Annotated in this window: 13 protein-coding genes; 6 read left to right on the top strand and 7 right to left on the bottom strand. The window is 76.9% G+C overall.

Features of this window, described 5'->3' with window-relative positions:
* On the bottom strand, nt 1–486 hold the full coding sequence (locus CUD01_RS01185; protein WP_232514710.1) for a metallopeptidase family protein: 486 nt from the start codon (nt 484–486) through the stop codon (nt 1–3).
* A 165-nt stretch (nt 487–651) separates the two neighbouring features.
* Between CUD01_RS01185 and CUD01_RS01180 the strand changes: the two genes are divergently transcribed.
* The 5 genes from CUD01_RS01180 (at nt 652) to CUD01_RS01155 (ending at nt 5,961) form a co-directional block, all read left to right on the top strand.
* The gene (locus tag CUD01_RS01180) at nt 652–1,044 is read left to right on the top strand and encodes a DUF3499 domain-containing protein (RefSeq protein WP_094180495.1); all 393 of its coding nucleotides are present in this window, start codon (nt 652–654) and stop codon (nt 1,042–1,044) included.
* A 354-nt stretch (nt 1,045–1,398) separates the two neighbouring features.
* A complete protein-coding gene (locus CUD01_RS01170; protein ID WP_141318005.1) occupies nt 1,399–2,877 on the top strand; it encodes a phosphomannomutase/phosphoglucomutase in 1,479 nt (492 codons plus the stop codon).
* Nucleotides 2,874–3,092, top strand: a complete 219-nt coding sequence (locus CUD01_RS01165; RefSeq protein WP_244937602.1) for a Trm112 family protein — start codon at nt 2,874–2,876, stop codon at nt 3,090–3,092. Before CUD01_RS01170 ends, CUD01_RS01165 begins: the two co-directional genes overlap by 4 nt.
* 77 nt (nt 3,093–3,169) lie before the next feature.
* Nucleotides 3,170–4,609: an SGNH hydrolase domain-containing protein gene (locus CUD01_RS01160; RefSeq protein WP_141318003.1), complete on the top strand. Its 1,440-nt coding sequence runs from the start codon at nt 3,170–3,172 to the stop codon at nt 4,607–4,609.
* A 53-nt stretch (nt 4,610–4,662) separates the two neighbouring features.
* Nucleotides 4,663–5,961, top strand: coding sequence for an SGNH hydrolase domain-containing protein (locus CUD01_RS01155; RefSeq protein WP_141318001.1), 1,299 nt, complete (start codon nt 4,663–4,665; stop codon nt 5,959–5,961).
* A gap of 32 nt (nt 5,962–5,993) precedes the next feature.
* Here CUD01_RS01155 and CUD01_RS01150 read toward each other — a convergent pair whose 3' ends face one another.
* Nucleotides 5,994–6,833, bottom strand: coding sequence for an RDD family protein (locus tag CUD01_RS01150; RefSeq protein WP_232514708.1), 840 nt, complete (start codon nt 6,831–6,833; stop codon nt 5,994–5,996).
* A gap of 79 nt (nt 6,834–6,912) precedes the next feature.
* Here CUD01_RS01150 and CUD01_RS01145 point away from each other — a divergent pair, with 79 nt between their 5' ends.
* A complete protein-coding gene (locus tag CUD01_RS01145) occupies nt 6,913–7,902 on the top strand; it encodes a stage II sporulation protein M (protein ID WP_141317999.1) in 990 nt (329 codons plus the stop codon).
* Between the two features lie 21 nt (nt 7,903–7,923).
* On the opposite strand, the gene CUD01_RS01140 is transcribed toward CUD01_RS01145, so the two are convergent.
* From CUD01_RS01140 to CUD01_RS01120, 5 genes are read right to left on the bottom strand one after another with little or no spacing between them, the layout of a single operon-like run.
* Complete coding sequence (locus tag CUD01_RS01140) at nt 7,924–9,264, bottom strand: DUF58 domain-containing protein (RefSeq protein WP_094180489.1); 1,341 nt, start codon at nt 9,262–9,264, stop codon at nt 7,924–7,926.
* Nucleotides 9,265–9,268: 4 nt separating this feature from the next.
* On the bottom strand, nt 9,269–10,330 hold the full coding sequence (locus CUD01_RS01135; protein ID WP_244937601.1) for an AAA family ATPase: 1,062 nt from the start codon (nt 10,328–10,330) through the stop codon (nt 9,269–9,271).
* A complete protein-coding gene (locus tag CUD01_RS01130; protein WP_141317997.1) occupies nt 10,327–11,517 on the bottom strand; it encodes a DUF4350 domain-containing protein in 1,191 nt (396 codons plus the stop codon). Before CUD01_RS01130 ends, CUD01_RS01135 begins: the two co-directional genes overlap by 4 nt.
* A complete protein-coding gene (locus tag CUD01_RS01125; protein ID WP_170209603.1) occupies nt 11,514–12,197 on the bottom strand; it encodes a DUF4129 domain-containing protein in 684 nt (227 codons plus the stop codon). Before CUD01_RS01125 ends, CUD01_RS01130 begins: the two co-directional genes overlap by 4 nt.
* Complete coding sequence (locus tag CUD01_RS01120) at nt 12,194–13,357, bottom strand: DUF7847 domain-containing protein (protein WP_166771942.1); 1,164 nt, start codon at nt 13,355–13,357, stop codon at nt 12,194–12,196. Before CUD01_RS01120 ends, CUD01_RS01125 begins: the two co-directional genes overlap by 4 nt.
* Nucleotides 13,358–13,583: the final 226 nt, after the last annotated feature.

The following is a 13,583-nucleotide window of genomic DNA, read 5'->3' as shown; positions in this document are numbered from 1 at the left end:
TCAGCGCGCGTCGTCGCCGTACGTCGGGTCCACGTCCTCGGGCGCGCGGCCCAGCATGTGCGCGACCTGCTCGACGACGACGTCGCGCACCAGGTCCGCGAGGTCGAGCGGGTCGTGCGCCCGCCCCTCGACCGGCCGGCGGTACACGACGACCCGCGCGGGCAGCCCCGCGTCGGCGGGGAAGTAGCGACCGAGCGGGACACCGCCGTGCTCCCATGGCGCCGGGTTGGACGGCGGGACGTCCTCGACCGCGAACTCGGTGCCCTCGAGCTGGCGTGCCCAGCGCCGCTCGAGGTGCTCGACGGCGTCGAGCACGAGGTCGTCGAACCGCTGCGCACGCGTGCGGTACGCGGGCATCGTGGTCGGCATCAGGGGTCCGCGCAGCCCGCGGCCGCGCCGGTCACGGCGCCGTACGGGCTGGACCGCCGGCGCCTCGCGCGGGCCGAGCGCGCGGCGTCCGGCACGGTCGGGCGAAGACGTGCTCACGCTCCGCACGATAGTCGCTGGACGAGCACGGGACCGCCGCGGCGGGCGGGGGAGGCGGGCCAGGCGCGACAGGACGGCGGCCGGTCGTGGTCGTGGCGGGGCGCTGCGCGGCGACGAGCGGCGTGGACGCGCGACGCCCCGCGCGCGGCGGGGTAGGTTCAGCCCGTGAGATCCGTCCGGCAGTGCTCGCGCACCGCGTGCGGCCGCCCGGCCGTCGCGACGCTGACCTACGTGTACGCGGACTCGACAGCCGTGCTCGGCCCGCTCGCCCAGCACGCCGAGCCGCACTCCTACGACCTGTGCGTCCCGCACGCCGAGCGCCTCACCGCGCCCCGCGGGTGGGAGGTCGTCCGGCTGCTCCCGGAGTTCGAGCCGCTCGCGCCGAGCCGCGACGACCTGCTCGCGCTCGCGGACGCCGTGCGCGAGGCAGGGCGCGCGCCCGAGCCGGTGGTGGCACCGGGCGTGCCCGAGCCGGCGGCGCTCGCCGACGCCCCGCGCCGTGGGCACCTGCGGGTGCTGCGAGGGGCAGGCGCGGACGTGGGCGAGGGGACGGTCTAGCAGTGGCACGTCGCAGGGGGACGCCGCACGCGCGCGCGGCCGCGGCACCGGAGCCGCTGGGCTCCATCAGCCAGCCGCGGGGCGCGCTACCGCCCGGGACGCAGGAGTGCCTCGGGTGCGGCGAGACCCGCTTGACCCGCATCCGCATGGCGCTGCCGGACACGCGTCAGGCGACGTTCGTCTCCTGCCCGTCGTGCGAGGTGACCAACTGGTTCGCCCTGGAGGGTGACGGGACGCCGCTGTCCCGCGACGAGGTGACGGGCGGCGCGCGACGTCCCGCCCCGTGTGCGCGGGGCGTGCGCCGCAGCGCGTCCGACGTCCGGCGGTTCGACCGTTCCCCGATACGATGCCCCGGTGAGTGCCGAACGAGTCGACCTGTCCGCGTTCATCAAGGCGTACGACGTGCGAGGGGTCGTCCCCGACGAGCTCGACGCGCGCGTCACGCGAGCGATCGGCGCGGCGTTCGCCGACGTCGTCGTGATCCCCGAGACGCCGGCGGGATCCCGGCCGACCGTGGTCGTGGGCAACGACATGCGCCCCTCGGGCCCCGAGCTCGTGGCCGGTTTCGCCGACGGCCTCGCAGGTCGCGGCGTCGACGTCGTGACGATCGGGCTGTGCTCGACCGACGGCCTGTACTTCGCGTCGGGCAGCCTCGGCGTCCCGGGGGCGATGTTCACCGCGAGCCACAACCCGGCCCGGTACAACGGCATCAAGCTGTGCCGCGCGGGTGCGCGCCCGGTGGGCCAGGACACGGGACTCGCCGCGGTCCGGGACCTCGCGGGCGACTACCTCGGGGGCGAGGTGCCGCAGGTCGCCGACGACGAGCGCGGCACGGTCACCGGGCGGGAGATGCTCGCGGACTACGCGGCGTTCCTGCGGTCGCTCGTCGACCTGTCGGGCATCCGGCCCCTGAAGGTCGTGGTTGACGCGGGCAACGGCATGGGCGGGTACACGGCCCCCGCGGTCCTGGGCACGGCCGCGGGCCTGCCCGAGCTGCCGCTCGACGTCGTCCCGCTGTACTTCGAGCTCGACGGCACGTTCCCGAACCACGAGGCGAACCCCCTCGAGCCCGCGAACCTCGTGGACCTGCAGAAGGCCGTCGTCGAGCACGGGGCGGACATCGGCCTCGCGTTCGACGGCGACGCCGACCGCTGCTTCGTCGTCGACGAGCAGGGCGAACCGGTCTCCCCGTCGGCGATCACCGCGCTCGTCGGGCTGCGCGAGGTCGCGCGGGAGCAGGCGGCGGGCCGCGAGTCGACCGTGATCCACAACCTCATCACGTCGCAGGTCGTCCCCGACCTGCTGCAGGCCGCGGGAGCGCGCACCGTGCGCACCCGCGTCGGCCACTCGTTCATCAAGGCGCAGATGGCCGAGCACGAGGCGGTGTTCGGCGGCGAGCACAGCGCGCACTACTACTTCCGCGACTTCTTCTTCGCCGACACCGGCATGCTCGCCGCGCTGCACGTGCTCGCGGCGCTCGGTGGCCAGCCGCACCCGCTGTCCGCGCTCGCGGACTCCTACCAGCCGTACGTCGCGTCGGGCGAGATCAACTCGCGCGTCGTGTCCGTGCCCGACGCGCGTGCGCGCGTCGTCGACGCGTACGTGACGCGTCAGGGCGCCGGCCCGGTGACGGTCGACGAGCTCGACGGCCTGACGGTCTCGCACTGGGACTCCCACCCGCGCTGGTGGTTCAACCTGCGCGCGTCCAACACCGAGCCGCTCCTGCGGCTCAACGTCGAGGCCGCGGACGCCGACATCATGGAGAAGGTGCGCGACGACGTGCTCGCGCTCGTGCGGCAGGGCGAGCCCGCGTACGCCGGTGGTGCGGCGTGAGCCCCGACCTGACCGCCGCGAGCGGCGGGATCGAGGCGTGGGCTCGCGACCTGCTGCGCTGCCCCGTGACGGGCGCGACTCTGGTGGACGCGACGGACGAGGAGGGCGCACCGTGCCTGGACTCCACGGACCCGCAGCGTCCGCTGCGGTACCCCGTGCGCGACGGCATCCCCGTCCTGCTGGAGTCCGCCGCGACGCCGCTGCCGGCGCGCTGACGACGACGCCCGGCGCCCGGACGCCGACGCTCACGCAGCTCGCCGCGGTCCTGCTCGCGGCGGTCGTGATCGGTGCGGTGCTGATCGGTGCTGTGCTGATCGGTGCGATGCCGGTCGGTGCGATGCCGGTCGGTGCGGTGCCGGTCGGTGCGGTGCCGGCGGTGGCCGGCGCGACGGGCTCGCGCGCGGGCGGCGACCGCACGGACGCCCGCGACCAGGCCGCCGCGCACGCACCGTCCCTGCCCGTCGCCGCACGCGCCCTCGCGCCCGCGGCCGGCGCCCCGGTCGTGGCGACCGGGGCCGCGCGGACGGTGACGGGGCCGTGGGCGGTCGGTCAGCCGTTCGTGCCGCTCGCCGCGGGCGCCGGTCGGGCGGTCGCGGACGTCGTCGTGACGGGCACGGGCGGGCCGGGGAGCGCGCGTGACGTCGCCGGGCACGTGCGGCCCGCCGCCGCCGGGGCGCCCGTCGCGCTGCAGCGGTGGACCCCCGCCGGGTGGCGCACGGTCGACCGCGGACGGGCAGGCGTCGACGGTGCGTTCACGCTGCGGCTCGTGACGGGCGGGCTCGGCAACGCGCAGTACCGGGTCGTCGCGCCGCACTGGCTCGGGCAGCCCCGGGTCGCGAGCGACGCGATCGACGTGGGCGCCTACGGCGACCTGCGTGCGGTCCTGCCGCCCGACGAGCCGTGCCAGGGCGCGGTCGCGTTCGCCGAGCCCGGGTGCGAGAACCCCGACCTCGCGGGCCGGCTGATGCCCGACCCGCGCCGCGGCGTGGGCTGGCACCGGGACACCAACGGCGCGTTCACGTGCTTCCACGGCGAGACCGACGTCCCCGTGGAGCGGTGCGACTACGGGTCCACGCGTCCCGACGCGCTGCGGGTCGCTCTCGTCGGCGACTCGCACGCGGCGATGGTGCTGCCCGGGCTGCGGGACCAGGCCGAGCGGCTCAACTGGCGGCTGCACAGCTACGCGGCGGCGCGCTGCCTGCTCGCCGACCCCGGGCCGGTCGACGACGAGTGCCACTTCCGCCGCGGCGACCTGCTGCGCCGGTTGCTGGGCGGGCGGTACGACGTCGTCATCCTCACCGGATACCGGCAGACCGCGGCGGCGCCGGACGCGATCGCGCTGGCGCTGCGGCGGCTGCTCGGCACCGGCGCGGTGGTCACGGTGATCGGTGACGGCCCGAAGCTCGACGACGCCACGCTCGCGTGCGCCACGAACCCGGCCGCCACGGTCGCGCAGGTGGTCGCGTGCGCGATGCCGCGCGCGGCGGCGCTCCAGCCGCCCGACCCGCTGCTCGCCGCGCACGCGCAGGCGCCCGGCACGGTGCTCGTCGACACCGTCGACCTCATGTGCGGCGCCGCCGACTGCCGGCCCGTCGTCGGGCACGTCATGGCGTACCGGGACCTGCACCACCTGTCGGCGACGTTCGGCCGCTCGATCCTCGCGTACCGTCTGGGGCCGGTGGTGGCGGCGCTCGACGCGCGCGCCGCGGGGGAGCGCGGCATCGTCGGATGAGGCCTCCCCAGCCGCCGGACCCGACGCGACCCCGTACCGCCCAGGAGGACCTCATGAGCGCCCTGCGCCGCACGCGCCTGCCCGGTGCCCTCGCCGCGCTCGTCGCGCTCGTCGCGCTGCTCGCGGTCGGGGTGCCGGCTCCGGCGGCCCGAGCGGACGGCCCTGCCGGAGGCTCGTCCACGCGTGCGACGACGGGCGGTGCCGCGCGAGCAGGCACCGAGGCGGCCGCCACGACGTCGCGGCGCGTCACCGGCTTCGCGGCCCGCGGGACCGGCGGGCCGGGGACGCTGCGCGTGTTCTCGGGCCGCGTGCTGCCCGCGGCCGACCAGGCACCGGTCGTGCTGCAGCGCTGGACCGCGGGCTCGTGGGTCACCGTGGCGCGCGCCCGCACGGGCTCGGGCGGCGGGTTCGACCTGCGCGTCCGGCCCGACGCGCTCGGGAACCGCCAGTACCGGGTGGTCGCCCCGGCCTGGTACGGGCGGCCGTGGGTCGCGAGCGGCGCGCTGGACGTGGGCGCGTACGGGGACCTCACGCGCGTCCTGGGCACGGGGGTCCCGTGCCTCGGCGCGGCCGCGATGGACCCCCGCGACCGTCCGTGCACCAACCCCGACCTGTCGGGCAGCATCCGCCCCGACCCGCGCCGCGACGGGTGGCAGGACGACACCGGGGGCGCGTTCTCCTGCTACGTCGCCGCCGTGACGGAGCGCGTGCGCTCGTGCACGTACGGGTCCCGGTCGCGGGATGCGCTGCGCGTCGCGGTCACGGGCGACTCGCACGGGGCCATGACGCTCCCCGGGCTGCGGGACTCCGCGGCGCGGCTGAACTGGCGGCTCGACACGTACGTCGCGCAGGGCTGCCTGCTCGCCGACCCGGGGCCGGCCGAGCACGCGTGCCACCTGCGCCGCGCCGACCTGCTGCGCCGGCTCGTCGCCGGGCGGTACGACGTCGTCGTCGTGACGGGCTACCGCGAGACGGGCGCGACGCCCGACGCGATGGCCGTCGCGTGGCGCCGCCTGCAGGAGGCGGGCACGCTCGTCGTCGCGATCGTCGACAACCCCATCATGAGCCGGTCGGCCCTCACGTGCGCCACGGGCGCCACGACCGTGCGCGTCGCGCTCGCCTGCCGCACGCCGCGCGACGTCGCGCTCGCGACGCCCGACCCGCTGCGCAAGGCCCACGCGCTGGTGCCCGGAAGCGTGCTCGTCGACACCACGTCGCTCCTGTGCACGTCGTCGGTGTGCCGGCCCGTGGTCGGGCACGTGATGGCGTACCGGGATCGGCACCACCTGTCGGCGACGATGAGCCGCACGCTCGCGCCGTACCGGCTCGACCGCATCGCCGCGGCGCTCTGAGCGCCGCGCCGCACCCCGCACCCGGCGGGGCGTCAGGACCGCGGGTCCGGGACGCCGTGCGGCAGACGGTGCAGGAGCGCCGCCTCACGGTCGCGACGCTCGGCGGCCCGGTGCTCCGCGACCAGCTCGCGGTCCCGTCGCTCGGCCAGGACCGCGGCGAGGAAGGCCTCAGGATGCGTCCCGGCAGGCGGCAGCGGGTGCACGTAGCGCTGCACCTCCTGCGTGAGCCGCGTGCCGAGCTCGACGCGCGAGCCCAGGTGCAGACGCGGCGCGCGCCCGAGGAACTGCCGCGTCGACAGCGCGAGACCGTCGGGCAGGCGCGCGACGTCCGCGGAGCGCGCCCACGCGGCCAGGTGCGGGGGCATGACGAGCGGCGCCCGCGAGGGTGAGCCACCCCGCACCCGCACCGCGTACGTCCCGGCCAGCACGTCACCGACCCGCTTGCCGCGCGGGTGGACCATCGACGTGATCAGCGCGACCGACCCGAACGTGAGCCACAGCTCGACGACACCGGTGAGCGCGCGCACGAGCGCCTGACGGAACACGATCGGACCACCGTCGTCGCGCACGATGCGGATGCCGACCGCGAGCTTGCCGAGCGAGCGCCCGCGCGTGAGCGTGTCGACGAGCGTCGGCAGCCCGATCAGCAGGAACGCGACCATCACCGTCCCGCCGACGCTCGCGACGGCCTCGGACGCCGTGATCCGCACGACGTTCGCGAGCAGCATCGCGGCGGCGATCAGCACGACGACCAGCACGGCCAGGTCGATGAGCGCGCCGAGCAGGCGCGAGAGCACCGACGCCGACCGCGCGTCGAGCTCGACGGCCTCACCGATGACGATCGTGTCCGCCCCGACGTCCAGCCCGCTCACCTCCGGCCCCCTCGTCTCCCGACCCGCTCACCCCGCGTCCGCACCCTAGCGGGTCGGGCGGGATGGCAGGCTGTGCCGCATGGACCTCGACGCCTACCAGGCGGTGCACGCCGCGTCCTGGCAGCGGCTGGACGACCTCACGCGCATCCGGCGGCGTACAGGAGCGGAGGCCGACGAGCTCGTGCGGCTCTACCAGGCCGCCGCGACCGACCTGTCGACGATCCGCTCGGCCGCGCCCGACCCGGAGACCGTCGCCCAGCTCTCGCAGCTCGTCGCCCGGGCCCGGGCGGCGGTCGCGGGCACGCACGAGCCGTCCTGGCGCGAGGTCGTGCGGTTCGTCGTCGTGACCGTGCCCGCGGCGTTCTACCGCCTGCGCTGGTGGACCGTGGCCGTGATGGTCGCGTTCGTCGCGGTCGCGCTGGTCGCGGGCGTGTGGGTCGCGACGGACCCGGGCGCGCTCGCGGCGATGGGCACGCCCGCGGCGCGGCAGGAGTACGTCGACGACGCGTTCGCCTCCTACTACGACCCGGGCGTGGGCTTCGCGGCCACGGTGTGGACCCACAACGCGCTGCTCGCGGCGATCTGCGTGGGCACGGGCGTCACCGGCGTCGGGCCGGTGTACTTCCTGTGGTCCAACGCGGTCGCGATCGGCAACATCGGCGGCATGATGTCCGCGCACGGCGCGCTGGACGTGTTCCTGACGCTCATCGCCCCCCACGGGCTGCTCGAGCTCACGGCCGTGTTCGTCGCCGGCGCCGCGGGGCTCAAGGTCTTCTGGGCGTGGGTCGCGCCCGGGCCACGCACGCGCGGGCGCGCCCTGTCGCAGGAGGCCCGTGCGCTGTTCACCGCGGCGATCGGGCTGGTCGGTGTCCTCGGGCTGTCGGGGCTCGTCGAGGGCTTCGTGACCGGCTCGGGCCTGTGGTGGTGGCTGAAGATCGTCATCGGCGCGCTCGCGCTCGCGGCGTTCTGGACGTACACGATCGTCCTGGGTGGACGCGCCGTGCGGGCGGGGGAGACGGGCGACCTCACCGACGACCGCGCCGGGTACGCCCTGGCGACCGCGGGCTGAGACGGGCCGCCGGGCCGCGGCTCAGAGCCGGCCGGCGGCCTTGAGCGCCAGGTACGTGTCCGCGAGCCGCGGCGCGAGGTCGTCGGGCAGCCCCTCGACCACCTCGGCGCCGCGCTGACGCAGGCGCACCGCGACCGCCGCACGCTCGAGGCCGGCGCGCTCGGCGGCGGCCGCGTCGAACACGGCCGTCGCGTCCGCGCGTCCGCGCGCCAGCTCCGCGACCTCCGGGTCGGCGACCGACGCGACGACCACCTGGTGCCGGTCGGCCAGCCCGGCGACGACGTCGAGCAGCCCGTGCTCGACGACCACGGGCTCCAGCGTCGTCAGGAGCACGACGAGTGCGCGCTGCGACATCCGGGCACGCACCTGCGCCACGACCCCGGGCCAGTCCGTCTCCACGAGCGCGGGCGTCACGCCCGCGAGCTGGTCCGCCAGGGCGGGCATGAGCCGCGGCCCGGACGTCCCGGCGACCCGGGCGCGCACGCGCCGGTCGTAGGCCAGCAGCTCGACGCGGTCGCCCGCGTGCTGCGCGAGCGCGGACAGCAGCAGCGCGGCCTCGATGCCCGCGTCGAGCCGCGGCTCGTCCTGCACGCGCACGGCCGACGTCCGGCCGGTGTCCAGCACGATCATCACGCGCCGGTCCCGCTCGGGCCGCCACGTGCGCACGACGACGTCGGCACGACGCGCCGACGCGCGCCAGTCGATCGAGCGCACGTCGTCGCCCATGACGTACTCGCGGAGCGAGTCGAACTCGGTCCCCGCACCGCGGATCTGCACCGCGGCGCGCCCGTCGAGCTCGCGCAGCCGGGCGAGGCGCGAGGCGAGATGGCGCCGGGAGCGGAACGCGGGCAGCACGCGCAGCCGCGTGGGCACGTCCACGGACGCCTGGCGCGCGGCGAGTCCCAGCGGCCCCCACGCGCGGATCGTCACGCGGTCGCCCCGCAGGTCGCCGCGGCGCGTCGGGACGAGCAGCGTGCGGACGCGGCGCGCGTCGCCCGGGGCCAGGTCCACCGCGTGCCGGTCGGGGTGCGTCTGCGCGCCACGCCCCCCGGTGCCGGGGTCGCCGCCCGGGGTCGCACCGGCCGACGGCGGCCAGGCGTCCCGCACGTGCGCACGCAGCCGCCGACGGCCGCCGACGTGCGTGAGCGTGACCGTCGAGCGGACCGGCTCGCCGAGCCGCACGGACGCCGGCACCTCGCGACGCACCGCGACCTCGCGCGGTGACGCCGCGAGCCACGCGTCCACGCCGCACGCGAGCACGACGAGCACGGCCCACACGATCACCGTCCCGGACATCGGGACGAGCAGGACCACGGGGATCCCGAGCGCGGCGAGCAGCACGGCCCGCCAGGTCACCGCCACGTCGTCAGCGCGGGACGGGGACCGAGGCGAGGACCGTGTCGAGCACGGTCTCCGCCGTCACGCCCTCGAGCTCGGCCTCCGCCCGCAGCTGCACGCGGTGCCGCAGCGTCGGGTGCGCGAGCGCCTTGACGTCGTCCGGCGTCACGTACGCCCGCCCCGAGAGCCACGCCCACGCGCGGGCCGTCGCGAGCAGCGCCGTGGCGCCACGCGGCGAGACGCCGAGCGACAGCGAGGGGGACCGCCGCGTCCCGCGGCACACGTCGACGGCGTACCCGAGCACCTCGCGCGCCACCTGCACGCGCGCCACCTCGGCCCGCGCGCGGTCGAGCACCGCCTGGTCCGCGACGGGCCGCACGCCCGCGGCCGCCAGGTCGCGCGGGTCGAAGCCCGCGGCGTGCCGCGCGAGCACCTCGACCTCGTCCTCGCGCTCCGGGAGCGGCAGCGTGAGCTTGAGCAGGAAGCGGTCGAGCTGGGCCTCCGGCAGCGGGTACGTGCCCTCGTACTCCACGGGGTTCTGCGTCGCGATCACGAGGAACGGGTCGGGCAGGCGGCGCGGCTCGCCGTCGACCGAGACCTGCCGCTCCTCCATCGCCTCGAGCAGCGAGGACTGCGTCTTGGGGGGCGTGCGGTTGATCTCGTCCGCGAGCAGGAGGTTGGTGAACACCGGCCCGGCCCGGAACGAGAACTGCGCGGTCCGGGCGTCGTACACGAGCGACCCGGTGACGTCGCCCGGCATGAGGTCCGGCGTGAACTGCACGCGCTTGGTCTCGAGCTGGAGGCTCGCCGCGAGCGTGCGCACCAGCAGCGTCTTGGCGACGCCGGGGACGCCCTCGAGCAGCACGTGCCCGCGGCACAGCAGTGCGATCACCAGACCGGACACCGCGGCGTCCTGGCCCACGACGGCCTTCGCGACCTGGGCGCGCACGTCGGCGAGCGCCTGGCGCAGCTCGACGCTGGGCGCGAACCCCGCGGGTGCGGCGGGCTGCCCTCCGGCCGGGGGGCTCGGGGGGCTGCTCGGGGGGCTGCTCGGGGGGCTGCTCGGGGGGACGGTCACGTCGTCGGTCACGATCGGTGAACCTCGCTCTCCAGGGTGTCGAGCCGGCCGGCCAGCTGGGCCAGCGCGGAGTCGGTGGTCGGTGGCGGGCCGTACAGCAGTTCCTCGACGCCGGCCGCGTCGCGTCCCGTGGCGCGCGCGACCGCGTCGATCACGTCGGGTGCGGCGGCCGAGCGCGGCAGGCCGAGCCGCGCGGCGCACCGGCTCGCGGTCGCGGCGCGCAGGGCGGCCGCCGCGTGACCGTGCGCGCGGCCCCGGCGGTACAGCCGTCCGCGGCCACGCGTCGTCTCGCCGGCCCGCACGACGACGGGCAGCGGCTCGACGACGAGCCGCCCGAACCGTCGTCCGCGCCACACGCCCGCGACCACGACGACGAGCGCGAGCATCCACAGCAGCGGTCCGGTCCACGGGGGCATCGTGCTCGCGAGCGTCTCGTCGGACGCGGTGCCGTCCCACGGGTCGTCCCAGGATGGCAGGTACCAGACGAGGCGTTCGCCGCGACCCAGCACCCGCAGCGCGAGCGCGGCGTTGCCGGCGGTCTGAAGGTGGTCGTTCGTCAGGAGGTCCGCGCTGCCGAGCGCCGCGACACGGCGGCCGTCGACCTGCGCCACGACGTACGCGACCGACGCCCCGGCCGAGGGGAAGCAACCGACCTGGCCGGGTGCGGCGACCAGCGCACCGGTCGAGACGACCGTGCCCGCGGCGCGCGCGTCGGGGTCGTCGCAGCGGGCCGGCCGCGGGGCGTCGCTCGTGGCGCCGAAGCCGCCGCGGATCCCGGCGACTTGCTCGGCCGTCCACGGTGTGCCGACGAGCACGAGGTCCGCCCCGAGGCCGCGCAGCGCGTCGACCTGCGCGTCACCGAGCGCGGACTCGCCGAGCACCGCGACGGTCACGCCCGGCGCGTCGGCCGCGACGACGTCGGCGAACCGGCGCGTGTACTGCACGTCCACGCCGTGCCGCCCGAGGATCTGCGCGACGGCCCGCGCACCCGTCGGTCCCGGGTTGTCCGGTGCGAGCGGCGTGGTCGAGGTGCGCGGCTCGGGCAGCGCGGCGAGCAGACCGATCACCAGGAGCGCCGCGACGAGCGCGAGCGGGACCCGCAGGCGCCGCCAGCGGCCGGCGGCGCGCGAGCGCGTCGTCGTCCCGTCGCCGACCACACCGGCCGGGTGGCTGCCGGCGTGCACGTCCGTGGTGCTCATCGCGGCACCGCCACCGAGCCGTGGTGCGCGGTGCCCGCGGGCGCGGTCGGCCGCGCGGCGCCGACCGCGACGACGAGCGCGCGGAGCCGGTCGTCGTCGACGCGTGTCGCGGTCCGGCCGCCGTACGCCACGTCGTCGAACAGCGTGCCACCCGCGACGAGCTCCGCGGCGACGTCGGGCAGCCGGGCGCCCGCGTCGAGCGTGGCCTCGTGCGCGGTGCGCCCGGGACGCTCGTCGAGCACCGCGCGCTCCTCGAGGTCGCGCACGACGGCGCGGAACCGCTCGAGCACCGCGGTGGTCCAGTCACCCGCACGCGCGGCCGCGTCCGCCGCGGCGCGCAGCTGCGCGGCGGTGCGCGTGTCGTCGTGGTCGAGCACCGTGCGGGTCGCGGACGCGCGCCCGCTGCGCACCGGACCGGCGACCCACCACGCCACCAGCAGCGCCAGCGCCACCGCGCCCACCAGCACGAGCGCGACCACGGGCCCGTCGAGCGAGACGCCCTGCATGTCCGAGAACTGCCGCTGCAGCCACTCCAGCAGCCGCTCGAGGACCGAGCGCCGGTCCTGGTACTCCGGGCTCGCGAGCTCCTCGACGGCCCAGCGGCGTGCGGTCTCGGCGTCGGGCGTCACGGGCGGCTCCACCGCGCCGAGGACCCGCGCGAGCAGCGCGCCTGGCGTCACGCGGCCTGCTCCGCCGCGCGCGCGAGCTCGATGTCGAGGCCCTCGCGGCGCATGCGCGTGTCGATGTACAGCAGTGCGACGACGGTCGCCGTGAAGACGGTCGTGAGCGTCAGCGCGAGCACGTTGCCGACCGACGTCACCGCGATCGCCCCGCCGCTCAGCGCGTCGGTCGAGCCGACGACGAACGTGAGCACGAGCGTGACGGGGAACTGCACCACCCACGCGACGACGCTCGCGATGAGGTAGGTGAGGATCTGGATGCCGAGCAGGCGCCAGAAGCTGCCGCGCGTGAGGCGCCAGGCGCGCGCCACGGTCGGCCAGAACTTGCGCTGCTCGAGCATGAGCGCCGCCGGCACGAGCAACGTGCGCACGCCGAACCACAGCGCCGCGACGACGAACGCGAGCCCCGCGAGGAGCGCGTACGCGAGCACCCAGCCCCACGAGGTCTGCGTCGCGATCAGCACGCCGATCCCGATGGCGACCGCGGCGACCAGGGTGACCGCGACGCCCTGCAGCAGCGAGAAGCCGACGACGTGCCACACGCGTCCCGAGCGCAGCACCTGCGACATGGTCGCCTTGCGTGCGATGACCGAGCGGCTGACGCTCACGATGAGCAGGCCGACGAGGATCGTGGTGGCGAGCGCGGTGACCGGCTGCGTCAGCAGCATCGCGCTGGAGGCGCCGAGCGAGCTCGCGCCGTCGTCGGCCAGGCCCGAGTCGACGAGGACCGGGTCGTCGAGGACCGAGGACCACTCCTGCGCGAGCAGGCCGCCGACGTACCACGTGAGGACGCCCTGCAGCAGCACGGCGACCGCGACGACCGCGAACGACAGCCCGAACATGACCGCCGGGTTGGCGCGCACCGCCCGGAACGCGCCGTCGAGGATCTCGCCGAGGTTCAGCGGGCGCAGCGGGATGATCCCCGGGCGCGCGGCGGGCGGCTGCCAGCCCGCGGGGCCGTAGCCGGGAGCGGTGGTGCCGTACCCGGGCGGAGGCCCGTACCCGGGCGGGGGACCGTAGCCCGGCGGGGGACCGTAGCCCGGCGGCGTGCCGTAGCCGGGCGCCGGCTGGCCGGCGGGAGGGTAGGGCGCGGGCGGCTGCGCACCGGGCGCCGGTCCCCAGCCGTCCGCCGCGGGGGCCGCAGGGGGCACGGCTGGCACGGAGGGCACGGTCGGCGCGGGGGGCGTCGGCGGTGTCGACGGCGCCGATCCGGGCGCGGCCCACGTGGGCGTCTGGTCGGCGTCCTGCGGGCCCGTCATCGAGCGTCGCTCCCTCGCGTCGGTGGCCGGGTCGGTCGCCCGGTCGTGGCAGCGCGCGGTCGGGGCCGAGCGCGCCCTCATCGTGCCACGTCGGGCGTCCCGCGAGGCAGATCCACCCGGTCGGCGG

Source organism: Cellulomonas uda (assembly GCF_006538705.1).
GTDB lineage: Bacteria > Actinomycetota > Actinomycetes > Actinomycetales > Cellulomonadaceae > Cellulomonas > Cellulomonas uda.
Note: the sequence above shows the minus strand (reverse complement) of the source record. Positions and strands in the feature narration are given on the sequence as shown.